Annotated in this window: 20 protein-coding genes; 15 read left to right on the top strand and 5 right to left on the bottom strand. The window is 58.9% G+C overall.

Features of this window, described 5'->3' with window-relative positions; all coding sequences use genetic code 11:
• Window positions 1-118 precede the first annotated feature (118 nt).
• Genes rsmA through ACWKWM_RS25150 form a run of 4 tightly spaced genes read right to left on the bottom strand, consistent with a single transcriptional unit; the run spans window position 119 to window position 5991 of the window.
• Entirely contained in the window at window positions 119-925 is an 807-nt protein-coding gene (rsmA, locus tag ACWKWM_RS25165; RefSeq protein ID WP_483848712.1) for a 16S rRNA (adenine(1518)-N(6)/adenine(1519)-N(6))-dimethyltransferase RsmA, read from the bottom strand.
• Window positions 925-1911 (bottom strand): 4-hydroxythreonine-4-phosphate dehydrogenase PdxA, encoded by a 987-nt coding sequence (gene pdxA / locus ACWKWM_RS25160; RefSeq protein WP_483848711.1) that lies wholly within the window; start codon window positions 1909-1911, stop codon window positions 925-927. Before pdxA ends, rsmA begins: the two co-directional genes overlap by 1 nt.
• A complete protein-coding gene (locus ACWKWM_RS25155) occupies window positions 1908-3230 on the bottom strand; it encodes a peptidylprolyl isomerase (RefSeq protein WP_483848710.1) in 1323 nt (440 codons plus the stop codon). The genes pdxA and ACWKWM_RS25155 overlap by 4 nt, the downstream gene beginning before the upstream one ends.
• On the bottom strand, window positions 3211-5991 hold the full coding sequence (locus tag ACWKWM_RS25150) for an LPS-assembly protein LptD (protein ID WP_483848709.1): 2781 nt from the start codon (window positions 5989-5991) through the stop codon (window positions 3211-3213). Before ACWKWM_RS25150 ends, ACWKWM_RS25155 begins: the two co-directional genes overlap by 20 nt.
• A gap of 129 nt (window positions 5992-6120) precedes the next feature.
• On the opposite strand from ACWKWM_RS25150, the gene ACWKWM_RS25145 reads away from it, so the two are divergent.
• The 3 genes from ACWKWM_RS25145 to ACWKWM_RS25135 are packed head-to-tail and all read left to right on the top strand — an operon-like array spanning window position 6121 to window position 8637.
• The gene (locus ACWKWM_RS25145; protein WP_483848708.1) at window positions 6121-7134 is read left to right on the top strand and encodes an aminoglycoside phosphotransferase family protein; all 1014 of its coding nucleotides are present in this window, start codon (window positions 6121-6123) and stop codon (window positions 7132-7134) included.
• A gap of 60 nt (window positions 7135-7194) precedes the next feature.
• Window positions 7195-7863, top strand: coding sequence for an N-acetylmuramate alpha-1-phosphate uridylyltransferase MurU (gene murU, locus ACWKWM_RS25140; RefSeq protein ID WP_483848707.1), 669 nt, complete (start codon window positions 7195-7197; stop codon window positions 7861-7863).
• Window positions 7864-8637, top strand: a complete 774-nt coding sequence (locus tag ACWKWM_RS25135) for a TerB family tellurite resistance protein (RefSeq protein WP_483848706.1) — start codon at window positions 7864-7866, stop codon at window positions 8635-8637.
• Window positions 8638-8728: 91 nt separating this feature from the next.
• On the opposite strand, the gene ACWKWM_RS25130 is transcribed toward ACWKWM_RS25135, so the two are convergent.
• On the bottom strand, window positions 8729-9718 hold the full coding sequence (locus ACWKWM_RS25130; RefSeq protein WP_483848705.1) for an alpha/beta hydrolase family protein: 990 nt from the start codon (window positions 9716-9718) through the stop codon (window positions 8729-8731).
• Between the two features lie 206 nt (window positions 9719-9924).
• Here ACWKWM_RS25130 and ACWKWM_RS25125 point away from each other — a divergent pair, with 206 nt between their 5' ends.
• The 12 genes from ACWKWM_RS25125 to trpE all read left to right on the top strand — a co-directional run bounded on the left by ACWKWM_RS25125 (window position 9925) and on the right by trpE (window position 24971).
• Window positions 9925-11940, top strand: a complete 2016-nt coding sequence (locus ACWKWM_RS25125) for a PAS domain-containing sensor histidine kinase (protein ID WP_483848704.1) — start codon at window positions 9925-9927, stop codon at window positions 11938-11940.
• Window positions 11937-12566 carry a response regulator gene (locus ACWKWM_RS25120; protein ID WP_483838963.1) on the top strand — a complete coding sequence of 210 codons (630 nt, stop codon included), beginning with the start codon at window positions 11937-11939 and terminating at the stop codon, window positions 12564-12566. The genes ACWKWM_RS25125 and ACWKWM_RS25120 overlap by 4 nt, the downstream gene beginning before the upstream one ends.
• 295 nt (window positions 12567-12861) lie before the next feature.
• The gene (locus tag ACWKWM_RS25115; protein ID WP_483848703.1) at window positions 12862-13986 is read left to right on the top strand and encodes an ABC transporter ATP-binding protein; all 1125 of its coding nucleotides are present in this window, start codon (window positions 12862-12864) and stop codon (window positions 13984-13986) included.
• A 94-nt stretch (window positions 13987-14080) separates the two neighbouring features.
• Window positions 14081-15112, top strand: coding sequence for an ABC transporter substrate-binding protein (locus ACWKWM_RS25110; RefSeq protein WP_483848702.1), 1032 nt, complete (start codon window positions 14081-14083; stop codon window positions 15110-15112).
• 79 nt (window positions 15113-15191) lie between these two features.
• The gene (locus ACWKWM_RS25105; RefSeq protein WP_483848701.1) at window positions 15192-16439 is read left to right on the top strand and encodes an ABC transporter permease; all 1248 of its coding nucleotides are present in this window, start codon (window positions 15192-15194) and stop codon (window positions 16437-16439) included.
• Between the two features lie 11 nt (window positions 16440-16450).
• On the top strand, window positions 16451-17275 hold the full coding sequence (locus ACWKWM_RS25100; protein WP_483838959.1) for an ABC transporter permease: 825 nt from the start codon (window positions 16451-16453) through the stop codon (window positions 17273-17275).
• A gap of 188 nt (window positions 17276-17463) precedes the next feature.
• Complete coding sequence (locus tag ACWKWM_RS25095; RefSeq protein WP_483848700.1) at window positions 17464-18837, top strand: sigma-54 interaction domain-containing protein; 1374 nt, start codon at window positions 17464-17466, stop codon at window positions 18835-18837.
• A gap of 170 nt (window positions 18838-19007) precedes the next feature.
• A complete protein-coding gene (locus tag ACWKWM_RS25090) occupies window positions 19008-20171 on the top strand; it encodes an iron-containing alcohol dehydrogenase (protein WP_483848699.1) in 1164 nt (387 codons plus the stop codon).
• A gap of 81 nt (window positions 20172-20252) precedes the next feature.
• Entirely contained in the window at window positions 20253-21677 is a 1425-nt protein-coding gene (locus ACWKWM_RS25085; RefSeq protein ID WP_483848698.1) for a hypothetical protein, read from the top strand.
• A gap of 241 nt (window positions 21678-21918) precedes the next feature.
• Complete coding sequence (rpe, locus tag ACWKWM_RS25080) at window positions 21919-22593, top strand: ribulose-phosphate 3-epimerase (protein WP_483838955.1); 675 nt, start codon at window positions 21919-21921, stop codon at window positions 22591-22593.
• The gene (locus ACWKWM_RS25075) at window positions 22590-23420 is read left to right on the top strand and encodes a phosphoglycolate phosphatase (RefSeq protein WP_483848697.1); all 831 of its coding nucleotides are present in this window, start codon (window positions 22590-22592) and stop codon (window positions 23418-23420) included. The genes rpe and ACWKWM_RS25075 overlap by 4 nt, the downstream gene beginning before the upstream one ends.
• A gap of 69 nt (window positions 23421-23489) precedes the next feature.
• Window positions 23490-24971, top strand: coding sequence for an anthranilate synthase component I (trpE, locus tag ACWKWM_RS25070; protein WP_483848696.1), 1482 nt, complete (start codon window positions 23490-23492; stop codon window positions 24969-24971).
• Window positions 24972-25092: the final 121 nt, after the last annotated feature.

Raw genomic sequence — 25092 nt, 5'->3', positions numbered from 1 at the left:
CAAGAGGCCTTAAAAGCGAAAGCGGAAAAAGCCGGAAAAAGCCCGGTGAAAAATCAGTCTAGGACATGTCTCGGTTAAATAACCAAAGAGTGTCTGGCACTAAACATGTCCCGACCCATTACTCGACAGCAGGCTTCTCGCTAAGTTTGTCGGCCAGACGCACAAAGGCAGCAAGGTCCAGTTGTTCTGGACGCAATCCGCCATCGACGCCGGCTTCGGTGATCTCTTCGCTGGTCAGCAGGGCTTTGAGCGTATTACGCAGCGTTTTGCGGCGCTGGTTGAAAGCTTCCCGCACCACGCGCTCCAGCACCCGGTGGTCTTTGGCAGGGTGCGGCAGCGTCTCGTGCGGGACCAGACGAACGATTGCCGAGTCGACTTTCGGTGGCGGGTTGAACGCACCTGGACCTACGTTGAACAGATGCTCCACGCGGCAATGGTACTGAACCATAATCGACAGACGGCCATAGTCACCGCCGCCAGGGGTGGCTGCCAGACGCTGAACCACCTCTTTTTGCAGCATGAAGTGCATGTCGCGAATCAGACCAGCGTTCTGCAACAGATGAAAAATCAGCGGTGTGGAGATGTTGTACGGCAGGTTACCGACTACTCGCAGGCTACTTGGGGCAGCGCCAAGGCTGGTGAAATCGAACTTCAGAGCATCCCCTTGGTGCAGATTGAAGTTAGGCAGACTGCCAAACTGATGCATGAGAATGGGGATCAAGTCCTTGTCCAGCTCAACTACATCCAGTTGCGCAGTGCTGTTAAGCAGGCCTTCAGTCAAAGCGCCCTGACCCGGTCCGATTTCCAGCAGGCGGTCTTCAGGTTTGGCACGGATCGCACGGAGGATCTTGTCGATCACGCCCGCGTCATGCAGAAAGTTTTGCCCAAAACGCTTGCGCGCCTTGTGTTGAAATTGCTCACTCATTAATGCGTCTCGGCCATCTGATAGGCGGTTTCCAGGGCGACTTTCAGGCTGCCGGTGTCGATCTTGCCGCTGCCTGCCAGATCCAGCGCGGTGCCGTGATCGACTGAGGTGCGGATGATCGGCAAGCCGAGAGTCACGTTGACCGCTGCGCCGAAGCCTTTGTATTTGAGTACGGGCAGACCCTGGTCGTGGTACATCGCCAGCACCGCGTCGCAGTGCTCCAGATATTTAGGGGTAAACAGAGTGTCGGCAGGCAGCGGGCCACGTAAATCCAGGCCCTCGCTGCGCAGGCGCTCCAATGTGGGTTCGATGATGTCGATTTCTTCGCGCCCCAGATGTCCGCTTTCGCCGGCGTGCGGGTTAAGGCCGCAGACAAGAATGCGTGGGTTGGCGATACCAAACTTGCTCACCAGATCAGCGTGGAGGATGCGCGTCACGCGCTCCAGGCGATCAGCAGTGATGGCATCAGCGACATCGCGCAGCGGCAGATGAGTCGTGACCAGCGCCACGCGCAGATCACTGGTGGCAAGCATCATCACCACTTGCTCGGTCTGAGTCAGCTCAGCGAGAAACTCAGTGTGACCGGAAAACGCGATGCCGCTTTCGTTGATCACGCCCTTATGAACAGGGGCGGTGATCATGCCGGCGAAGTCGCCGTCAATGCAGCCCTGGCCCGCACGGGTCAGGGTTTGCAATACGAATGCGCCATTGGCTTTGTTCAGTTGGCCTGCAACGACCGGTGCCTGAAGCGGCGTATCCCAAACATACAGGTTGCCGGCAGGGGCGGGCATCTCGGGCCAACTGTCGGGGGTAACGGCTATCAAATTGACGGCAACACCCAACAGCGCGGCTCGCTCGCTGAGCAAGTCGCGGTTGGTGATGGCAATCATGGGGTGCGGCTGGGGCTGCGCGGCGAGCAACAGGCAGAGGTCAGGACCAATGCCGGCCGGCTCGCCGGGTGTCAGTGCGAAACGCTTGGGTTTCACTGCGCAGCCTGGTCAGCGCCAGGGACTTTGATTTCTACGTAGGCTTCGTCGCGGATCTGACGCAGCCAGGTTTGCAGCTCTTCATCGTATTTGCGGTTACGCAACACCGTCAGGGCTTGTTGTTCACGCGCCTGATTGGTGCTGTCGGTAGCGCGGCGACCCAGTACTTCCAGGACGTGCCAGCCGTATTGCGTCTGGAACGGCTTGGACACCGTGCCCTGTGGCGTCTCAGCCATGACTTCGCGGAACTCAGGCACCAACGTGTTCGGGTCGACCCAGTTCATGTCGCCGCCGTTGAGCGCCGAACCCGGATCTTCGGAGAAGCTTTTTGCCAGATCGCCGAAGTCTTCACCGTTTTGAATACGATCGTAGATCTTCTGAGCCAAAAGCTTGGTTTCGGCCTCAGTGCGGATTTCACTTGGCTTGATCAGGATGTGACGCACATGCACTTCATCGCGCATCTGGGTCTGGCCTTCGCCGCCGCGTTTTTCCAGCAGCTTGATGATGATGAAACCACCAGGTGTCCGCGCAGGAGGCGTGACCTCACCAGCGCGCATCGAGCCCAGCATGTCACCGAATGGAGGTGGCAATTGAGCGGCTTTACGCCAGCCCATGTCGCCGCCTTCCAGTGCGCTTTCGCTGGCAGAGGAAGCGATTGCAAGCTGACCGAAGTCAGCGCCTTGCTGCAGCTTGCCGTAGACGTCCTTGGCCTTGGTCGCTGCCGCCTGAATCTGCGCGGACGTGGCGCTATCAGGCGTAGGGATCAGAATATTTGCCAGGTGAAACTCTTCGGAAAACTGCGCCTTGGCCATGTCGGAGGCGAGGAAGTTCTTCACTTCCTGCTCGGACACCTGAATGCGCTCAGCCACTCGGCGCTGACGCACCCGGCTGATGATCATTTCCCGACGAACCTGTTCGCGGGCGCTCTGGTACGACAAACCGTCGTGGGTCAAAGCGGCCTTGAACTGCTCCACACTCATCTGATTACGCTGGGCGATGGTGCCGATGGCCTGGTTCAACTCTTCGTCTGTAATGCGAATGCCTGAGCGTTCGCCGATCTGCAGTTGAAGGTTTTCCAGAATCAACCGGTCCAGCACCTGCGACTGCAGGGCGCTGGGAGGCGGTACGCCCTGGCCACGTTTGGCGATGGTTTGCTGTACTTCACGGATACGCTGGTCGAGCTGGCTTTGCATGACCACGTCGTTGTCGACGATGGCCGCCACTTTGTCGATGGAGCGCACTTCAGCGTGCGCCACGGAACCGATGAGTAAAGCGCCCAACATCAGGGGGCGCAGACAATCAGAAAGCTTGGTCTTCACGTTCACGATAACCTTGGATGCCTTGGTCGAGGAAGCTCTCTACTTTCTGGCCAACAACGCCACCAAGTCCCTTCAACACAATTTGTAGGAAAATGCCGCGGTCGCCTTTTTCGTTCTGAGGCGCTTCCTGGGTGTACTCGTCGTAGTCAACCCAGTAACGGTTGATCAGACGCAGCTTCCAGCAGCAGTTGTCGTATTCAAAACCACCAAAGGCTTCGAGCGTACGGTTACGGTTGTAGTCGTACTGCCAGCGGCTGATCGCACTCCATTGAGGAACGATTGGCCAGATGACCGAGAAGTCATGCTGCTGAATCTTGTAGTAGTCCTTCACGTAGCCCGGTGTACCTGGGGTGCCGTAGTCACCGCCGCCCACACTCCAACGACCGGTGGTCTGGTCGTAACGGACCTGGTCATTACGGTAGCGGTAGCCAGCGTTGATGATCTTGCCCGGGTTGTCTTCAGGCTGGTAATGCAGCATCGCGCTGCCGGAGCGGGTGCTGTGGCTGTCCGGATCCCAGTTGAAGTCGGAGTTGACGCGCCAGTCGCGGTTGTAGCGATATTCGTATTCCAGCGCATATGGGGATACGTTCGCCTGAGCGTCCTGACGATCTTCAAAGCTGATACCCGGCAACTGAACCTTGCGGTCCTTAAAGTACAGGGCCTGGCCAACGCTGATGCGTTGACGCTCGAAGCCATCGTCTTCGATCCAGCGGTTGGTGATACCCAAAGACAGCTTGTTTTCGTCGCCGATACGGTCGGAGCCAACGAAGCGGTTGTCGCGGAACAGCGAGGCGTAGTTGAACGTGGTCTCGCCCGAATCGAAAATCGGGATGTCATCCTGATTTTTTTCAGGGACGTACAAGTAGTACAGGCGCGGCTCAAGAGTTTGACGGTAGTTTTTGCCAAACCACTGGGTATTTCGGTCGAAGTACAGGCCGCTGTCTACGCTGAAGATCGGGATGCTGCGGTCTACCGAACTATCGAATTCGCCGCCCTGTGCAGTAATTTGCTGCTTGCCTGTGCCGTCAAGATCAAGATCATATTTGGTATATGCATACTTGAGTTTTGGAGTCACAAAGCCGTAGGACGCCGTCAACGGTAGGCTGATCGATGGAGATAAGTTCAGACGATCACCGTTTGCACGGTCAAGGCCTGCAACGTTTCTGTCCAGTCGAGGGGTGGAGATGCCGTCTTCGTCGGTGAAATCACCGGTTCTAAGATCGCGATCAAAGCGGACTGCTTCAGTCTCGTAGTCGAACTTGAGGCCGCCTGGACTGTAAGGAAGCGTGCCGTTCAGGGTCAGCTGAGGCAGACGGCCGTACGGCGTGATGTCCGTTACGTTAGCCAGTTCGTAGCGCTGTGCGTTCAAGCGCGCAACATAACTGTCACCACGGTACGTCAAGTCAGCTTGCTGATTGATGTAATCGTGGGTGCCGATGCCTTCCTGGCCGGTTTTCAGATCCTGGAAGTAGTACGGATCGCTGATGTCGGTGTAGTCGACATGTGTCGCCCAGCGCGAATCCAGACCGCCTTTGTGCTGCCAGTTGATCATCCAGCGAGTGTCTTTGTAATCAGACTGCAGCTTGCGATCGTCGTCGTCGTCGTTCAGGTAACCGCCGCCAAACTGGCCTTCGCTGCTTTTGGTCAGGTAGCGGAATTCGCCTTCCATCAACAGACCGCGTTTGGCCATGTAGGTGGGGTACAACGTGGCGTCGTAGTTAGGCGCCAGGTTGAAGTAGTAAGGCGTGAGCAACGAAAGGCCCGTATCGCTGCTGGCACCAATGGTCGGTGGCAGGAAGCCGGACTGGCGACGGTCGTCGATCGGGAAATAGATATAAGGCGTGTACAGAATCGGGATGTCTTTTACCCGAAGCGTAGCGTTGGTCGCCGTACCGAAACCGGTGGCCGGGTTCAGCGTGATGTTGTTGCCCTTGATGGTCCAGGCATTGCTGTTGGGTTCGCACGTAGTGTACGTACCGTCCTTCAAGCGGATGATGGCGTTCTCTGCACGTTTTGCGTACAGCGCGTTACCACGCACGTTGGATTTGTGTAGCACGTACTCGGCGTTGTCGACCTGGGCTTCACCCGTGTCGAGCTGCACCTCGGCGTGGTCGCCGACGATCAAGGCACCGTTGTCGCGCAGACGGACATCGCCGTTGAGCTCGCCACGGTTTTCAGCCTGATGCAGGGAAGCTTCCTGAGCTTGAAGCTGCATACTGCCCTGGCGCATGACAACGTCACCGGCCAGGGTTGCAGTCTGTTCTTCCTGCTCATAGCGCGAAGCCTTGGCACCGATGAAAGTCGGAGCCTCGTTCTTCGGCGTCTTGTCATCCATGCCTGGACGAATCGGCTCGACGTACGCGCCTGAGCAATACGGGCCGGTTTCGGCCAGTTGCGCAGCGGTCAATCGTTCGCGAGGAACCCAATCGAGGTGGCTGTAGTCAGCACTTCGCGATCTCAGGCCACGGCCCTTGGCCTCGGTGACCAGCGTCGTTTTGGGTACGACTTCGCCGCCGGCAGTGGTCTCGGATTCAGTCACAGTGCCATTGGAGCTGACACTGGTCGTACTGTGTACCGGCCGTGGGGGCAACTGCACAGCAGTTGCTTTTGGTGCGCAATCCCAGGAGCCTGCGGCGGATACCGAGCAGTCAAACTGTTCTGCCGCCACCGCATATTGGATGGCTAGAGGTTGCATGGCCAGCAGACTGCCGGTTACAAGCAACGGAAATTTTTTACGAAACGCGGGGGATTTCAATGCCATCTTATTAATCCGGGCTTCCTGCGCGCCATCTGCCCGCGGGGGGGCCGCACGCCTCTCGATGGGCTGAAAAAGATGTCGGATAATAAAGCATGACCCGCTTGACGGCTAGCGCCGTCGGAGACCCTTGCAATGCCAGATCAAGATGTACGCCTGCAACACCTGAAAGTTTGGCTCGATGAGCAACTTCCAATCCTCTTTGCCGCTCAGAATTGGGGCTCGATACCCCCGGCCACGTTGACTGCGGCCAGCAGCGACGCAAGCTTCCGTCGTTACTTTCGTTGGGAGGGCGAGGGCCGAACTTTTATTGTCATGGACGCGCCACCGCCGCAGGAAAACTGCAAACCGTTCGTTGATATCGCTCATTTGCTAAGCGAATCAGGAATTAATGTTCCGAAAATTTATGCCGAAGACCTGACTCAAGGCTTTCTTTTGCTGAACGACCTGGGCCAGAAAACTTACCTCGATGTGATTGATGGGCAAAATGCTGATCAATTGTTTGCCGATGCCATCGACGCGCTGCTGGCTTATCAGCAGCTGCCAATGGACGCTCCGCTGCCGAGCTATGACGTCGCTTTGCTGCGTCGTGAACTTGAGCTCTTCCCTGAGTGGTACGTGAAGCGTCATCTGGGCATCGAGTTTGATCAAGCGCAGCAAGCAAGCTGGCAGCAGGTGAGTGATCTGTTGATCGAAAGCGCTCTGGCGCAGCCCAAGGTGTTGGTGCATCGCGACTTCATGCCGCGCAATCTGATGCTCAGCGAGCCTAACCCCGGCGTGCTGGATTTTCAGGATGCGGTGTACGGTCCGGTCACTTACGACATCACCTGTCTGTTCAAGGATGCGTTTTTGAGTTGGCCCGAAGAGCGCGTAGACGCCTGGCTCAGAGCTTATTGGAAAAGAGCATGCACGCTGGGGATTCCGGTACAGGCCAGCATTAATGAGTTTCTGCGGGCCAGTGATCTGATGGGCGTGCAGCGTCATCTGAAGGTAATCGGTATCTTCGCGCGCATTTGCCACCGTGATGGCAAGCCTCGCTACCTGGCCGATGTGCCACGCTTCTTCTCCTATATAGAAGCTGTACTGGCACGCCGACCGGAACTGATTGAGCTCAGCAACCTGCTGACCAGCCTTGGCCAGGCAAAATAACAAGCAGCACAACGAGGTCGTCGAATTGAACAAGAGCAGGACTGTTTTGAAGAGGGCCGCATGAAAGCGATGATTCTCGCGGCAGGTAAAGGCGAGCGCTTGCGCCCACTGACCCTTCACACCCCCAAACCGCTGATTCGCGCCGGCGGCGTTCCGTTGATTGAATATCACCTGCGAGCTTTGCGCAGCGCAGGGTTTGAAGAAGTGGTGATCAACCATGCGTGGCTCGGCCAGCAGATCGAGGACTATCTGGGCGACGGCAAACAGCTGGGACTGAATATTCGCTACTCGCCCGAAGGCGAGCCGTTGGAAACAGGCGGCGGCATTTTTCGTGCGTTGCCGCTGTTGGGTGACGAGCCTTTTCTGGTGGTCAATGGCGACATCTGGACCGATTGCGACTTTACCGCCCTGCGCGCGCCTATTTCCGGCTTGGCGCATCTGGTTCTGGTCGATAACCCCGAGCATCACCTGGGCGGCGATTTCGCGTTGGTGGGTGGCCAAATCCACGACGATGCTACCTTGCCACGACTGACCTACAGCGGCATTGCCGTGCTGCATCCGCAACTGTTTGCCGAGTGCGTCGACGGCGCTTTCAAGTTGGCGCCGTTACTGCGTGACGCGATGGGCAAAGGGCAGGTGACTGGCGAGCATTTCACCGGCCATTGGGTGGATGTCGGAACCCATGAGCGTCTCGCTGAAGTCGAGCAGTTGCTTGCGGTGACACGCTAAATGCTGTGGCCATGCACGCTGATTGGCGGTGGATTGGGTTATGCCATCGCCAGTATTCCCGGGGCGATGCTCGGCGCTTTGCTCGGACAGGCTTTGGATCGGCGTCTGGAGCTGCACAGTTGGGCGCACCTGCGTGAGCGTCTGGGCGGGCGCACAGTGCCTCGCGATGACGAGCTTATTTTCATCCTGTTGGGACGACTGGCCAAAAGTGATGGCCGGGTCGTGGACGGGCATATCCAACAGGCGCGGGTTGAAATGCGTCGGCTGGATTTGAGCGAGCCAGCGCAACGTCGAGCGATTCAAGCGTTCAATCGCGGCAAGGATGGGCGTGATCGTCTGCGGGTGTTCTTGAGTCGTTTGAAAACCCAGCCGCATGCCGCCGAGGGCCTGTTGCGTGCGTGTTGGCGCATGGCATGGGCCGATGGAAAGGTGTCCCGCGGCGAGCGCGAATTGATCGTGCTGTGGGGCAAATGGCTGGGTTGGTCGGCCGAGAAGGTCGAAGCGCTGTCGGCCGCCGAGGATGATCAGCAATCGCGACGGCCATTGACCAGCAGCGGCGGGGATTATCAAGAGGCGTTGCGGTTGCTCGGCGTCAGGGCAGATTCAGAGCCTGCGCAGATCAAACGCGCGTATCGGCGCTTGTTGAGCCGCCACCACCCCGACAAGATCGCCGGTACCGGGGCGAGCCTGGGCCAGGTGCGCGATGCAACTGAGCGCACGCGTGAATTGCACAATGCCTACACGTTGATTCGTGATCGGCGCGGGTTTCGGTAGGGCGGGCTCGACATTAACTGTAGGAGCGAACTTGTTCGCGAAGCGGCGAGCCTGATACACCGCGTTCCCCCGCTCGCCAACAAGTTGGCTCCTACAGGCTTTCCAGAAACCCGCGTACGCGTCGTGCCAGTTGTTCTTGCTCAGCCGCAGAATTACCCGGAATCGCATTGAGCGTAACCTGGGTAAATTTGCTGCTTTTCACGCGTTTGCTCGCATCCAGACGCGCCTGCGCTTGCTGGCGCAAAATAGGTCGATCCTTGTCGACGAAGTCTGCCGTCGCCACCTTTAACGTCGGGAGAATCTCCACCAAGGATGGCGTGTCCCGCCCGGTTTCCTGCGCTTGGACCATCACCAGCTTTTGCACGGCAGGCGATGCTTTTTCGCTCATGAAGCGTGCTGCCCAATAGGCGCCGCTGCCGTGGCCGAGCAACACGATGTTGCGCGCCTTGTTCTGTTGAGCGAAGGCAATCGCACTGTCGATGCGAGCGAAAATGCGGTCGGTATTGGCCTTGCTCTGTTCAGCGTCGGCAGCAGCACGCGCAGCCGTCGCGGCAGCCTCGGCTTCGGCGGCGGCTGTCGGATCGACTGGGCCGTCTTTGGGTTTTGCTTTGTCAGCAGCGGGATCGGCTGCGGCATCGGCCACCACCGGCGCAGGTTCGTCAGCGCGGGCGATAACACCCTCTTCAAGGACGTCCGGCATGGTCAGGCTCAAAGTGGCCCAGCCTACATCGGGCAACTTGTGTCGCAAGGGGCCTACGGCGTTGGGCCAGTCAGCGGTTTCGCCAGCCCCGGGAATTACAATCACCGCGCCCTTTGCGTCATCAATGTTCGCCGGTTTCCACAACCCCAGAAAGCTTTCGTCCCCGGCCTGAAGTTGTCGCTGTTCGGCCATGGGTATCTGGCGCTCCAGTGCCAGCGCGTCTTCCTGACTGCGGGAGGTAAACGCCGCACGCTCCACCGGAGCCTCAGCGGCTGTGGCATCTTTGCCCGGGGCTGCGTCGGCTGCCAGAAGAGGCGACGTAACCGGTAGTATCAGTGTCAGGCAGATCGCGGGAAACATTGCGCGCTTGGTGTAGGACATCGGATATTCCAAAGCCGGAAACAATCCCGGCAGCCTAATGGGTTGATGAGCGTTTGTCAGGTTTGCACGGGCCGCAACTCACCGCCCAATGATCCAACAAAAGCAGTAAGCCGAATGATCGGTAGAAGGATTCGAGCAATGGAAGTATCACGTTGATCAGCAGGTCTGTGCGTCTTTGGTTTATCGGCTGTTCGGGATGGCTCTTGATGCTCCTGATACTGATCGGTGCGCCGTTATCGGTCATGGCCGGCAGCGCGGACGCCGGGCCGGATCCATTGTCCAGCGCCCAGCGCGATTGGCTCAACCAACGTGCTTTATTGCGCGTCGGGATTGTTCTGCAGGCGCCTTACGCCCAATTGGACCGCCGCGCCCAACAGCTCTCCGGTGCCAACGTCGATGTGGTGAACCTGCTGGCGAAGACGTTTCAGACCGAGCTGCTGTGGCGTAATTATTCTGACCAGTCGGCACTGGAAGAGGCTTTGGTCAAAGGCGAAATCGACTTCGCTCCGGGGCTGACTCAAACACCCGCTAGCCTGCGGTTATGGCTATTTTCCGACCCCTACATGCGCGTGCCACAGTTGGTGGTGGGTGAGCGGGACGGCTCCGGAGCAGTGGACCTGGAAAAGCTAGACCCGCGTATTCGCGTTGCGGTACGCATGCCGAGCCTGATCGCTGATTACCTGAGGGCCAATTACACGCACTTGAATCTGCAGGGTGTGCCCCTTGAACGGCAGGCTTTACAACTGTTGCTCAGCCAGCAAGCGCGCTACGCGGTGATCGACGAAGCCCAGCTCAGTCGCCTGTCCCGCGAAGGTGAGTTCGCCGGCTTGGCCGTGGTCGGCGATGTGGGCTTCCCGCAGTTATTGCGCATCGCCTCCCGGCGCGATCTGCCGCAACTGGCCGAAATCATCAGCGTTGCCCTGGGCGCCATAGCGGCCAAGGATCTGGAGCAGGTTCACGCGCAGTGGTTGCAACCCAAATACCCGCAATTGAGTGAGTCTCCCGGTCTGTGGAAGAACCTCACGCTGCTGCTGTTGCTGGTATCGGCCGCCTGCATTGCCATCGTCGTGGGTCAGCGCCGTCAGCAGCACACACTGGAAAGAGACTTGCTGGCTGCTCGCGAAGACATCACACAGCGGCAGGCGGGGGAAGAAGCCCTGCGATTGGCGCAGTTTTCCATTGATCAAAGCACTGTCGGCATCTTGTGGGTCAACTGGGACAGCCATGTGCGCTACGCCAATCAGGCTGCCGAGAGCATGCTCGGCTACGCGCGAGGTGGAGTAGTCGATCGGCCTTTGATCGACTTCGAGCCCGGCCTGAACATGGACCGTTGGCTCAACCTGTGGAAGCGCGCGCGGTCTACCGATGAGGCGCCGCAGACCTTCGAAAGCAATTGCGTACGCGCCGACGGCAGTCTTCTGCCCGCAGATGTTTCCCTGAGCTTCCTGCGCTTTCGCGAGGCGGAATACCTGGTGGTGTTCATCACCGATGTCACCGAGCGACGTCGCTCCCTGGCCGCGCTGCAAGACAGTGAGTCGCGACTACAGAATCTGGCCGAGCAGTTGCGCGAACTCTCTGCTCACCTGGAAACCGTCCGCGAAGAGGAAAAGGCTCGGATCGCACGGGAAGTTCACGACGAGCTGGGCCAGATGCTGACTGTGCTCAAGCTGGAAACCTCCATGTGCGAACTGGCCTACGCCGATCTGGACCCCGGCCTGAGGGATCGGCTGAACAGCATGAAGCGCTTGATCGCTCAGTTGTTTCAGTTGGTGCGCGACGTCGCGACGGCGTTGCGTCCGCCGATCCTCGATGCCGGCATTGCGTCGGCTATCGAGTGGCAGGCGCGGCGCTTTGAAGCGCGCACGCAGATTCCGTGCTTGGTGGAAGTGCCGGATAACCTGCCCGCGTTGCCAGACGCCACGGCTATTGGGCTGTTTCGGATTCTTCAGGAAGCGCTGACCAACGTGATGCGCCATGCCGAGGCGCACACTGTCGAGCTGGATCTACGGCTAGATGAAGGCATGTTGTGCATGACCATCGCCGACGACGGTCGCGGTTTCGAGCAGAGCGCGCAGCGGCCGGTGTCTTTCGGTCTGGTGGGCATGCGCGAACGCGTGCTGATCATGGGCGGACGATTGCAACTGGACAGCACGCTGGGGGAGGGCACAACCTTGCGCATCTACATTCCGCTGGATCAGGTTGAGCAGGAGCAAGTGAAGTGATTCGTGTATTGGTCGCTGAAGATCACACCATCGTCCGTGAAGGCATCAAGCAGTTGATCGGTCTGGCCAAGGATCTGCTGGTGGTCGGTGAAGCCAGCAACGGCGAGCAATTGCTGGAAACCCTGCGCCATGTGGAATGCGAAGTGGTGCTGCTGGATATTTCGATGCCCGGCGTCAACGGGCTGGAGGCGATCCCACGGATTCGCGCCTTGAACAATCCGCCGGCGATCTTGGTGCTGTCGATGCATGACGAAGCGCAAATGGCTGCCCGAGCCTTGAAGGTCGGCGCGGCGGGTTACGCGACCAAAGACAGCGACCCGGCATTGCTGCTGACGGCCATCCGAAGAGTGGCGGCGGGCGGGCGTTACATCGACCCGGACCTGGCCGATCGCATGGTGTTCGAGGTCGGCCTGACCGATAACCGCCCGCTGCACTCGCTGTTGTCCGAGCGCGAGTTTTCGGTGTTCGAGCGTCTGGCCCAAGGGGCGAACGTCAACGACATCGCCCAGCAGTTGGCGTTAAGCGGTAAAACCATCAGCACTCACAAGGCGCGGCTGATGCAAAAGCTAAAAGTCACGTCACTGGCCGAGCTGGTGAAGTACGCGATGGAGCATAAGTTAGTGTGATCGTCGACGTGCCTGAAAACGACGTTTTGTGACTTGGCCGCTGACGCCTTCGCGGACAGGTCCGCTCCCACAGTAATCTTGCACGTCCCGTGGGAGCGGACCTGTCCGCGAAGAGGCCGGCGCCGGCGCCGATAAACCCTCACTTATCCCATATCCATCCCCGCCATCCCTGTAGGGCAATCCCTACCCCCAACCTTCCACCGCCCTTAGCCGAATCTCTCCTGCGCCCCGATTTGCGCGGTGTTCAGGCTAATCTAGGCTCTACCCCACGGTTGATTAAGCAAAGGTGTGGGAAATGAGCAATGTCGATGCAAGCGCTGGGGCGAACGATGTTCTGGTCAGCTTTCGTGGTGTGCAAAAGAGCTACGACGGCGAATCCCTGATCGTCAAAGACCTCAACCTGGACATTCGCAAAGGCGAATTTCTCACCCTGCTCGGGCCGTCCGGTTCCGGCAAGACCACCAGCCTGATGATGCTTGCAGGCTTCGAAACGCCAACCGCTGGCGACATCCTGCTGGCCGGTCGTTCGATCAACAACGTGCCGCCGCATAAGCGCGACATCGGCATGGTGTTTCAGAACTACGCGCTGTTCCCGCACATGACCGTTGCCGAGAACCTGGCGTTTCCGCTTTCTGTGCGCGGCATGAGCAAGACCGACGTCACCGAAAAGGTGAAACGTGCGCTGGACATGGTGCAGCTCGTCACATTCGCTCACCGCTACCCGGCGCAACTTTCCGGTGGCCAGCAACAACGTGTGGCACTGGCCCGAGCGTTGGTGTTCGAGCCGCAGCTGGTGCTGATGGACGAACCCCTCGGCGCCCTCGACAAGCAACTGCGCGAACACATGCAGATGGAGATCAAACACATCCATCAGCGCCTCGGCGTGACGGTTGTCTACGTGACCCACGACCAGGGCGAAGCGCTGACCATGTCCGATCGCGTGGCGGTGTTTCATCAGGGCGAAATCCAACAGATCGCTCCCCCGCGCACGCTGTATGAAGAGCCGAAAAACACCTTCGTCGCCAACTTCATCGGCGAGAACAATCGCATCAACGGCACCTTGCTCAGCCAGGACGGCGAGCGTTGCGTGGTCAGCCTGGCGCGCGGCGAGAAGGTCGAAGCGCTGGCGGTCAACGTCGGTCAGACCGGTGATGCGGTAACGCTGTCGATTCGTCCCGAGCGCGTGAATCTCAATGGCCGCAGCGAAAGTTGCGTGAACCGTTTCTCCGGGCGCGTGGCTGAATTCATTTATCTGGGCGACCACGTGCGTGTGCGGCTTGAGGTTGCAGGCAAGACTGATTTCTTCGTCAAGCAGCCGATCGCAGAACTCGACCCGGCGCTGAGCGTTGGCGACGTAGTGCCTATCGGATGGCAGGTCGAGCACGCTCGCGCGCTTGATCCGTTGCAGGACGCGCACTGATTTACCGCAGCAGCCCGCAAAAAGAAGAAGCACCCAGAGGCGAAATCATCGCCCCCTAACGCTTGACCAACACCGCTCGTGGAGAGAACAACACATGTTGAAAACATTGAAACTCACCGCCCTCACGCTGGGCATGATGTGCGCAGCGCAGGCCATGGCGGCTGACCTGACCGTCATTTCCTTCGGTGGCGCGAACAAGACTGCCCAGGAAAAGGCGTTCTACGCACCGTGGGAAAAAGCCGGCAGCGGCAAGATCATCGCTGGCGAATACAACGGCGAAATGGCCAAGGTCAAAGCCATGGTCGACACCAAGAGCGTGAGCTGGGATCTGGTGGAAGTTGAATCGCCAGAACTGTCACGCGGCTGCGACGAAGACATGTTCGAAGAGCTCGATCCGGCCATGCTGGGCGACAAGGCGAACTATGTTCCGGGCGCTATCCAGACCTGCGGCGTAGGCTTTTTCGTTTGGTCCACCGTCTTGGCTTACAACGCCGACAAGCTGAAATCCGCACCCACCGGTTGGGCTGATTTCTGGAACACCGAAAAATTCCCGGGCAAGCGTGGCCTGCGTAAGGGCGCCAAGTACACCCTGGAATTCGCACTGATGGCTGACGGCGTTGCGCCCAAAGACGTCTACAAAGTGCTGGGCACCAAAGAAGGCCAGGACCGCGCCTTCAAGATGCTCGACAAGCTCAAGCCAAGCATTCAGTGGTGGGAAGCTGGCGCTCAGCCGCCACAGTATCTGCAGTCTGGCGACGTGGTCATGAGCTCCGCGTACAACGGCCGTATCGCAGCCGTGCAGAAAGAAAGCAACCTGAAAGTGGTGTGGACTGGCGGCGTGTATGACTTCGACGCTTGGGCCATTCCGAAAGGCGCAAAAAACGCAGCAGAAGCCAAGAAATTCATCGCTTTCTCGCTGGCGCCTGAGCAGCAGAAGACCTATTCCGAGAACATCGCCTACGGCCCTGCCAACACCCAGGCTGTTGCCTTGCTGAGCCCGGACACCCTTAAAAACATGCCGACCACTCCTGAGAACATCAAGGATCAGGTGCAGATCGACGTGAAATTCTGGGCTGACTTTGGTGAGTCACTGGAACAGCGCTTCAACTCCTGGGCTGCAAAGTAAGCGCGTCAGGCTGAGTTAGATCCGGGCGCGTTCCCTACTGTCGGGAATGCGCCCTTCGTTAAAGATTTCGGAGTTCGCTATGGCCATCGCCGTGCCCCTGACTGAAGGCGCCAGCCCTACCTTGAAGCAACGCCTGGCCCGTGCCGAGCGCGTCAATCGCTGGAAGGCGCAGGCGCTGATCGCGCCGTTGGCGATTTTCCTGCTGCTGGTGTTTCTGGTGCCCATCGCCGCGCTGCTCTACAAGAGCGTGAATAACCCGGAAGTGGTGGGCGGTATGCCGCTGACCGTGGTGGAAGTGGCGAAGTGGGATGGCAAGGGCTTGCCCAGCGAATCGGTGTACAAAGCGCTGAGCCTGGACTTGGCGGAAACCCGCAAGAATTCAACCTTGGGCGATTTGTCCAAGCGCCTGAACATGGAACTGGCGGGCTATCGCAGCCTGTTGTCGAAAACTGCCCGCGCATTGCCCTTCAAGGAAGCGCCTTCTTCTTATAAAGAGGCGCTGGAAGCTCTCGATGAACGCTGGGGAGATCCGGCGTACTGGCAAGCGATCCGTCGCAACACATCAAGCTACACCCCCTATTACCTGCTGGCCGCTGTCGATCATCGGATTGATGACCTCGGCGAACTGGCTCCGGCAACCCCGGATCAGGCGATCTACGTCGACATCTTCGCCCGTACTTTCTGGATGGGCTTGGTGATCACCGTGATCTGCCTGCTGCTGGCGTATCCATTGGCTTATCTGTTGGCGAACCTGCCATCGCGTCAGAGCAATCTGCTGATGATTCTGGTGTTGCTGCCGTTTTGGACGTCGATTCTGGTGCGCGTTGCGGCCTGGATTGTGCTGCTGCAATCGAGTGGTCTGATCAACGGGGCGCTGATGGCGATGGGCATCATCGATAAACCGCTGGAACTGGTGTTCAACCGGGTCGGTGTGTACATCTCGATGGTCCACATCATGCTCCCGTTCATGATCCTGCCGATCTACAGCGTCATGAAGGGCATCTCGCCAACCTACATGCGAGCGGCTATCTCTTTGGGCTGTCATCCGTTCGCCAGCTTCTGGCGCGTGTACTTCCCGCAAACCTACGCCGGTATTGGTGCTGGCTGTCTGTTGGTGTTCATTCTGTCGATCGGCTACTACATCACCCCGGCGTTGCTCGGCAGCCCGAACGATCAAATGGTCAGCTACTTCGTCGCGTTCTACACCAACACCAGCATCAACTGGGGCATGGCCACGGCACTGGGCGGTTTGCTGCTGCTGGCCACCGTCGTGCTGTATCTGATTTATAGCTGGTTGGTCGGCGCCAGCCGCCTGCGATTGAGCTGAGGAGCGTCATCATGTTGAGTCCTTACACCTCGCCCATCGAGCGGGTCTGGTATTACGCGCTGCGCATTCTCTGTGGCCTGGTGCTGTTGTTTCTGGTGCTGCCGGTGCTGGTGATCATTCCGCTGTCGTTCAACTCCGGGAGTTTTCTGGTCTATCCGCTGCAAGGTTTTTCGCTGCATTGGTATCAGGACTTTTTCGGCTCGGCGGAGTGGATGCGTGCGCTGAAAAACAGCCTGATCGTAGCGCCTGCCGCCACCGTGCTGGCGATGGGTTTTGGCACGCTGGCGGCGATTGGTCTGACACGAAGCAATTTTCCTGGCAAGTCTTTGGTGATGGCGCTGGTGATTTCACCGATGGTAGTGCCGGTGGTGATCGTCGGCGTTTCCAGTTACCTGTTCTTTGCGCCGCTGGGTTTGGGTAACAGCTACATTTCGCTGATTCTCGTCCACGCGGTATTGGGCGTGCCGTTCGTGATCATCACGGTGTCGGCCACGTTGCAGGGCTTCAATTACAACCTGGTGCGCGCGGCGGCGAGTCTGGGCGCTTCGCCTGTCACAGCCTTTCGCCGGGTGACGCTGCCGTTGATTGCCCCGGGGGTGATCTCCGGAGCGCTGTTTGCGTTTGCGACCTCGTTCGACGAAGTGGTGGTGACGCTGTTCCTGGCCGGTCCCGAGCAAGCGACCCTGCCGCGCCAAATGTTCAGCGGCATCCGCGAAAACCTAAGCCCGACGATTGCAGCCGCGGCGACGTTGTTGATCCTGTTCTCGGTGGTATTGCTGCTGACCCTGGAATGGCTGCGCGGACGCAGCGAGAAATTGCGCACAGCGGTGGAGTGACACATCGATTTACTTTGTGGCAGGGAGCCTGCTCGCGATGATGGTCTGTCTGCGCCGATGTTTCGCCTGATCTGCCGCTATCGCGAGCAAGCTCACTCCCACAGGTTTTGTGTCGTTCTAAGGTCCAACGCCGGCTACACCGTTTAAACTCCACTCCTTTGCGACCCTTCCCACGCATGGAGCCTGCGGTGAACGTCAACGATGCCAGTTTCGAAGAGCTGCTCAACGCCTTGCACGATGGCGTCTACATTACCGATGGCGACGGCAAAACGCTGAAGGTCAATCACGCCTACGAGCGGCTGACCGGGCTAAGCGGCAATGACTTGATCGGTCGGCCGATGCAGGAACTGGTTAAAGAAGGTGTCATCTCTCAGTCCGCTTCACTGCGCGTCCTGCAGGAAGGCCAGCCGGTTTCGGTGATGCAGAGCCTCAGCCAAGGCAAGAAACTGCTGGTCAGCGCAACGCCGATTCTCGATGAGCAGCGCCGTATTCGCTACGTCGTCAGCACCGTGCGCGACATGACCGAACTGCTGCGCATGAAGCACGAACGTGACGAACTTCAGCAGCTCAAACAACTGCGCAACAGCACTGCCAAACTGCACGCCGGCCAGCGTGACAATCTGCTGCACTCACCGTTGATGGCTGATCAGGAAGTCACTGGCCGTGTGTTCGCCCTCGCACGTCAGGTCGCCGCCAGCTCGGTGAAAGTCCTGCTGCAAGGCGAAACCGGAGTCGGCAAAACCCTCGTTGCGCAGTTCATTCATAACGCCAGCCCTCGCGCCAAAGAGCCGTTTCTCGCGCTCAATTGTGGCGCGCTGCCGGAGAACCTGATTGAAGCCGAACTGTTCGGCTACGCCCCCGGCGCTTTCACCGGCGCGGGGCCTAAAGGCAAACGCGGCCTGCTTGAGTTGGCGCACCACGGCACGTTGTTTCTCGATGAAATCGGTGATCTTCCGCTGGCGGTGCAGGTCAAGCTGTTAAAGGTCATCGAGGAAAACCGCTTCATCCCGGTCGGAGGCCTGGAGCTCAAAGAAGTTGACGTGCGTATCATCAGCGCCACCCACCACGACCTCAAACAGCGGGTGGCAGAAGGGCTCTTTCGCGCCGATCTGTTCTACCGCCTCAACGTCGTGCCGATCAACATCCCCGCCTTGCGCGAACGCAGCGAAGAAATCCCGCCGCTGCTGCATTACTACCTCGACAGCTTCAACACCCGTTACCAGCGCCAGGTGCAATGGAGCCTCGAAGCGCTGGACCTGATGTGCGAATACGCCTGGCCCGGCAACATTCGTGAGCTGATTAACATCGTCGAGCGGCTGGTGGTGACTAACCAGAGTGGCACCATCGAAGCGCTCGACATGCCCGAAGAAATCCTCAACCTCAACGCGCAGAACACCGACGACAGCCGCCTGCCGCTGCGCAAGGTGCTGGAGAACGCCGAGCGCTCGGCGATTCGCGCCGCGCTACAACTGCACAAAACCACACGCCTGGCTGCCAAGGCGTTGGGCGTCAGTCAGGCAACGGTGGTGCAGAAGATGAAACGCTGGGAACGCTCTGATTAGGATTTCAATCAACGCTCGGTAAATCGATCAGAAAGCTGTTCAAGACTCGCGGTTCCAGCTTCAGTATTTTAGCCAAAGCCCCGCCATTCGGGGCTTTGCGCGTTCTGGCACAGCTTTCGCTATCTCATCTGCTACGTCTTCTTAAAAACAACGAATACAGGACGAGCCCGATGAGCCTCTCTGCTTCCAAAATCAGTGCCTTCAAAATCGCCAACAAATTGATTACCGGCGCTGGCGCCATTGAGCAACTGGCCGCTGAACTGACCCGCCTCAACGTACAGAACCCCTTGATCGTCACCGACGCCATTCTGGTGAAGTCCGGCACCGTGGACCTTGCGCTTGCGCAGTTGGGTGGTCGGCGCTACGGGATCTTCGACCAGGTCAAACCCGAGCCTGAGATCTCCATCGTCGAGGACTGCACCCGTGCCTATCGCGAAGGCGGTCACGATGGTTTGATCGGTCTGGGCGGCGGCAGCGCCATCGACATCGCCAAGGGCGTTGCGGCCTTTGCCAATCACGAAGGCCCGCTGACGGAGCTGTTCGGCGTCGATCTGGTCAAGCGCAAAGGCCCTGCGCTGATCGCGATTCCGACCACGGCTGGCACCGGTTCGGAAGTGACCAACGTCGCGATCTTTTCCGACAAGCAAGCGCAGTTAAAGAAAGGCATCGTCAGCGATTACCTGCTGCCGGACGTCGCGCTGGTCAGCCCGCTCATGACCCTGACCTGCCCGCGCAGCGTGACGGCTGCCAGCGGTGTCGATGCGCTGGTGCACGCCATCGAATCCTACTTGTCGGTCAACGCCTCGCCGATCACCGACGCCATCGCCCTGGGCGCCATCAAGCTGATCGCCAAAGCGCTGCCCAAGGCCTACGCCAACCCGTCGAACCTGCAAGCCCGCGAAGACATGGCCACGGCCAGCCTCATGGCAGGCATGGCATTTGGTAACGCCGGCGTCGGCGCCGTGCACGCGCTGGCGTACCCGCTGGGCGGCCGCTTCAACATTGCTCACGGTGTCAGCAATGCCTTGTTGCTGCCGTATGTCATGGCGTGGAACAAGATGGCCTGCGTCGAGCGCTTCCGTGATATCGCCGAAGCGATGGGCGTGCGGACGGCTCATTTGAGCGACAAGGATGCTGCCGATCAAGCGGTTCAGGCGATGACGGATCTGTGCGTCGCCGTGGACATCCCCTCCGGCATGCGCAGCTTCAACGTGCCAGAAGATGCGATCCCGGCCATGGCCGAAGAGGCGAGCAAAATCGACCGCTTGATGCGCAACAACCCGCGCAAGTTAACTGCCGCCGACATCGAGAAGATCTACCGCGCCGCTTACTGATTACTTATTCCACATGCCACGCCGCCCGGTCCATGAGGCCGGGCGTTTGCCATTACAAAACCAATAAAACAGGTGCATTCAATGTCCGACCTCCCACAAGCAGGGCGCGAAAGCCCGTACATCCCTGTCGGCCCGTTCAAGGTGCGACTGCCCTTTATTCATTACAAATTCGAGATGCCGGACTACCTTCAGGGCCTGCTGATGTGTGCTGTGGATCTGGCCGCCATTCCGTTGATGACCGAACTGCTGGGCATGCCGTTTGAAGTCGCGCTGGCGGTGGTGATGCTCAACGGTCTGCTGTATCTCACGCACCATCTGCTGGGCGACCCGACAGTACCGGGCTGGATCACGCCAGCGGTGCCGCTGTTGATGGCCTATTGCGCGCAGTTCCCGATGGGGCCGGAGCGTGTCCATGCCTTGATTGCCTTTCAGCTGATGCTCGGGGTGTTCTCGATTGCGCTAGGGGCGACCGGCATGGCGAAGAAGGTGGTCGAATACGTGCCGCCAGCGATCAAGTCCGGGATCATTGTCGGCGCTGGACTGAGCGCGGTGATCGCGGTGTTTCAGGTCGGCGGCAAGTTCAACGTGCTGCCGTGGACCATCTCGATTGCAGTGGGGCTGGCGTTCTATCTGATCTTCTCGCAGCACTTCAATGAGCTCAAACAGCGCAATCGCTTCTGGTGGAATTTTGCGAAGTTGGGAATTCTCCCGATCATCCTGCTGGCGGTGGTTATTGCGCCCTTGTTTGGCGAAGCGCCATGGCCAACCATTCAGTGGGGCATCAGCAAACCGGACTTCGCCGGGCTGTGGAGCAACTACACGGTGTTCGGTCTCGGCATGCCGCCGTTGTCGATGTTCATCTCGGCGCTGCCGACCATGCTGGCGGTGTACATCATCGTCTTTGGCGACGTGTTGAGCGCGAAATCGCTGCTGGATGAAGCGGAAAAAGTCCGCACCGACGAAATGGTTGATTACAACCCGGACCGCGCGCATCTGATCTTCGGCGCGCGAAATGCCTTCATGAGCATCTTCGGTCCGGACGTCGCCATGTGCGGCCCGAAATGGGCCGCAATGCTGGTGGTGGTGATTGAGCGCTTCAAAGGCGGGCCAAAGGCGATGAAGTCGATCATCGGCGGCGTCGGCTCATTCCGCTGGGGCACCAATACCGGTTTGCTGTTGCTGCCGGTGGTGACACTGGTGCAACCGATTCTGGGCGTGGCGCTGTCGCTGACGTTGTTGATTCAGGGCTATGTCAGCGTGCGGCTGGGGATTCTCGAAGCGCGCAGCCAGCGCGACCTCGGCATCGCGGGCGTGATCGGTGCAGTGCTGGCGATCAAGGGCGCGAGCTGGGCCTTCGCGATCGGCGTGGTGCTGTGCCTGCTGATCTACGGCAAGAATTTCTTCAAGGGCGAGAACGACGGGACGTTCAGCAAGGATTTGAAGGCGGGCGATGTCAAGCCGTTGGTCAAGGCCAAGCGGGTGGAGGAAGAGGCGTTGGTTGATTGATCTGTGGGAGCCAACTCGTTGGCGTGGCGTCCGACAGGGTGTGTCCGGTTTTACGTCTCGCGAATAAATTCGCTCCTACAGATGAGCGCGTTCTGTTGTAGGAGCGCGCTTGCCCGCGAAGGGGGCTTGGACCGTCCGGATGGTTCAGGATCAAAAACCGCATTCATCCGCCACTCAACCCCATTCCAATCCCTTGGAGTACAATGCGCGCCACCGTGATTTCGCTCAAAAAAGGTGCGTCATGCAGCCCTTCGTTATTGCTCCGTCGATTCTTTCCGCTGACTTCGCCCGTCTGGGCCAGGAAGTCGACAACGTCCTCGCCGCAGGCGCAGACAATGTCCATTTCGACGTAATGGACAACCACTACGTACCTAACCTCACCATTGGTCCGATGGTCTGTTCGGCGTTGCGTAAATACGGCATCACCGCACCCATTGACGTGCATTTGATGGTCAGTCCGGTTGACCGCGTCATCGGCGACTTCATCGAAGCAGGCGCCACCTACATCACCTTCCACCCGGAAGCGACCCAGCACATCGACCGCTCCCTGCAACTGATCCGCGAAGGCGGTTGCAAGGCAGGGCTGGTCTTCAACCCCGCGACCCCGCTAAACCTGCTCGAGTACGTGATGGACAAGGTCGACATGATCCTGCTCATGAGCGTCAACCCGGGTTTTGGCGGTCAGAAATTTATCCCCGGCACAATCAACAAGCTGCGCGAAGCCCGCGCGCTGATTGATGGCTCCGGGTACGACATCCGTCTGGAAATCGACGGCGGCGTGAACGTCAACAACATCCGTGAAATCGCCGCCGCTGGCGCCGATACCTTTGTGGCGGGCTCAGCTATCTTCAATGCGCCCGACTACAAAGAGGTCATTGATAAAATGCGAGCAGAACTGGCGTTATCCCGCGCATGAGTGGCTTCGAGCAGCTGTTCCCGGGTCGCCTGCCCAAACTGATCATGTTCGATCTGGATGGCACATTGGTCGACTCGGTGCCTGATCTGGCGGCGGCTGTGGATAAAACCCTGCTCGAACTCGGTCGTCCGCCCGCCGGCATTGAGCGGGTACGTGACTGGATCGGCAACGGCGTGCGCGTGCTGGTACGACGCGCGCTGGCTAATGATCTGGATCACTCGGGCGTCGATGAAGCGGCTACGGACGAGGCGCTGGCAATTTTCATGGAGGCCTACAGCGAGAGTCACGCGCTGACCAAGGTTTACCCCGGCGTGCGCGAAACCCTGAAATGGCTGCAAAAGCGGGGCGTGGAAATGGCCCTGATCACCAACAAGCCGGAGCGCTTTGTCGCGCCGCTGTTGGACGAAATGAAGCTGGGGCGATTCTTCCGCTGGATCGTTGGCGGCGACACGCTGCCACAGCAGAAGCCTGATCCAGCCGCACTGTTTTTCGTGATGAAAATGGCCAACGCGCCGGGCTCGCAATCGCTGTTCGTGGGCGACTCGCGCAACGATGTGCTGGCGGCCAAAGCCGCTGGTGTAGCGTGTGTGGCGCTGAGCTATGGCTACAACCACGGCCGCCCGATTGACGAAGAAATGCCGGCGCTGGTGATTGACGATTTGCGCAAGCTGATCCCTGGATGGTCTGCCAGTTGCTTAGCGCCGGGCGCTGAGATAACGTTGCCCCACGTTCAATCTCCCTCCTTTAGAGAATCCATCGTGGTAGTCACTCGTAAGCTCTGGATGAAAGTCATGAAGGCCCTGGCCCGCTGGCGTTGGCGCGCCTGACTCAAATCCGCCGCTCGTTCGGCACGCTTGCACACCTGACCGTTTTACCCTCACACCACGAGGCTGCTCATGATCCGTGAAGAATTCCTGCGTTTGGCCGCTGAAGGCTACAACCGCATTCCGCTTGCCTACGAAACCCTGGCGGACTTCGACACCCCGTTGTCGATCTATCTGAAACTCGCCGACGAGCCAAATTCCTACCTGCTGGAGTCGGTGCAAGGCGGCGAAAAGTGGGGCCGTTACTCGATGATCGGCTTGCCGTGCCGCACGGTGATGCGCGCTCACGAACACCACATCAGCGTGACCCACGACGGCGTTGAAATCGAAAGCCTGGAATCCGAAGACCCGCTGGCCTTCGTCGAGGAATTCAAGGCGCGTTACAACGTCCCGACCATTCCCGGCCTGCCGCGTTTTAATGGCGGGCTGGTCGGTTACTTCGGTTACGACTGCGTGCGTTATGTGGAAAAACGCCTCGGCGCCTGCCCCAACCCTGATCCGCTGGGCGTGCCGGACATCCTGCTGATGGTGTCCGATGCCGTGGTGGTGTTCGACAACCTCGCCGGCAAGATGCATGCGATTGTGTTGGTCGATCCCGCGCAAACCGATGCCTACGAAGGTGGCCTGGCGCGGCTTGAAGCGCTGATGGAGAAACTGCGTCAGCCAATCACGCCCCGTCGTGGCCTGGACCTTACTCGCCCGCAAGCGGCTGATCCTGTTTTCCGTTCGAGCTTCACGCAGAACGACTACGAAAAAGCCGTCGACACGATCAAGGAATACATCCTCGCTGGCGACTGCATGCAGGTCGTGCCGTCGCAGCGAATGTCCATCGACTTCAAAGCCGCTCCGATCGACCTGTACCGCGCCCTGCGTTGCTTCAATCCGACGCCTTACATGTACTTCTTCAACTTCGGGGATTTCCACGTCGTCGGCAGTTCGCCAGAGGTATTGGTACGCGTCGAGGACAATCTGATCACGGTTCGCCCGATTGCCGGCACTCGCCCGCGCGGCGCAACTGAAGAAGCGGACTACGCGCTGGAAGTGGATTTGCTGTCGGACGACAAGGAAATCGCCGAGCACCTGATGCTGATCGACCTGGGCCGAAACGACACTGGTCGGGTGTCTGAAATCGGTTCGGTGAAGCTCACTGAGAAGATGGTCATCGAGCGTTATTCCAACGTCATGCATATCGTGTCCAACGTCACCGGCCAGCTGAAAAGCGGGTTGACGGCAATGGATGCGCTGCGTGCGATTCTGCCGGCGGGCACATTGTCCGGCGCACCTAAGATTCGCGCGATGGAAATCATCGACGAACTGGAGCCGGTCAAGCGCGGTATTTACGGCGGGGCGGTGGGTTATCTGGCGTGGAATGGCAACATGGACACGGCGATTGCGATTCGTACTGCGGTGATCAAGGACGGCGAGCTGCACGTTCAGGCCGGTGGCGGCATCGTCGCTGATTCGGTGCCTGCACTTGAGTGGGAAGAAACCCTGAACAAACGCCGCGCGATGTTCCGTGCGGTGGCGCTGGCCGAGCAGACTCCGGAAGGCTGACCTGTTCTTGATTTTCCTGTGGGAAGGAGCTTGCTCGCGATGACTGACTAACAGTCGCTAAATTTCTAGCGAACGTAAGGCCTCTTCGCGAGCAAGCTCCCTCCCACAGTATTCGTAGATT

Source organism: Pseudomonas rosaeacicularis, from assembly GCF_057128745.1.
This window is presented reverse-complemented; position numbering and strand designations above follow the sequence as displayed.

Bases quoted from the DNA above. Each gene is read 5' to 3' on its own strand.
- rpe (WP_483838955.1), top strand. From the start codon at position 21,919: ATGCAGCCCTTCGTTATTGCTCCGTCGATTCTTTCCGCTGACTTCGCC.
- ACWKWM_RS25125 (WP_483848704.1), top strand. From the start codon at position 9,925: ATGCTCCTGATACTGATCGGTGCGCCGTTATCGGTCATGGCCGGCAGC.
- ACWKWM_RS25115 (WP_483848703.1), top strand. From the start codon at position 12,862: ATGAGCAATGTCGATGCAAGCGCTGGGGCGAACGATGTTCTGGTCAGC.
- ACWKWM_RS25130 (WP_483848705.1), bottom strand. From the start codon at position 9,718: ATGTCCTACACCAAGCGCGCAATGTTTCCCGCGATCTGCCTGACACTG.
- murU (WP_483848707.1), top strand. From the start codon at position 7,195: ATGAAAGCGATGATTCTCGCGGCAGGTAAAGGCGAGCGCTTGCGCCCA.
- rsmA (WP_483848712.1), bottom strand. From the start codon at position 925: ATGAGTGAGCAATTTCAACACAAGGCGCGCAAGCGTTTTGGGCAAAAC.
- ACWKWM_RS25135 (WP_483848706.1), top strand. From the start codon at position 7,864: ATGCTGTGGCCATGCACGCTGATTGGCGGTGGATTGGGTTATGCCATC.
- ACWKWM_RS25105 (WP_483848701.1), top strand. From the start codon at position 15,192: ATGGCCATCGCCGTGCCCCTGACTGAAGGCGCCAGCCCTACCTTGAAG.
- ACWKWM_RS25110 (WP_483848702.1), top strand. From the start codon at position 14,081: ATGTTGAAAACATTGAAACTCACCGCCCTCACGCTGGGCATGATGTGC.
- ACWKWM_RS25090 (WP_483848699.1), top strand. From the start codon at position 19,008: ATGAGCCTCTCTGCTTCCAAAATCAGTGCCTTCAAAATCGCCAACAAA.
- ACWKWM_RS25100 (WP_483838959.1), top strand. From the start codon at position 16,451: ATGTTGAGTCCTTACACCTCGCCCATCGAGCGGGTCTGGTATTACGCG.
- ACWKWM_RS25150 (WP_483848709.1), bottom strand. From the start codon at position 5,991: ATGGCATTGAAATCCCCCGCGTTTCGTAAAAAATTTCCGTTGCTTGTA.
- ACWKWM_RS25145 (WP_483848708.1), top strand. From the start codon at position 6,121: ATGCCAGATCAAGATGTACGCCTGCAACACCTGAAAGTTTGGCTCGAT.
- trpE (WP_483848696.1), top strand. From the start codon at position 23,490: ATGATCCGTGAAGAATTCCTGCGTTTGGCCGCTGAAGGCTACAACCGC.
- ACWKWM_RS25075 (WP_483848697.1), top strand. From the start codon at position 22,590: ATGAGTGGCTTCGAGCAGCTGTTCCCGGGTCGCCTGCCCAAACTGATC.
- ACWKWM_RS25085 (WP_483848698.1), top strand. From the start codon at position 20,253: ATGTCCGACCTCCCACAAGCAGGGCGCGAAAGCCCGTACATCCCTGTC.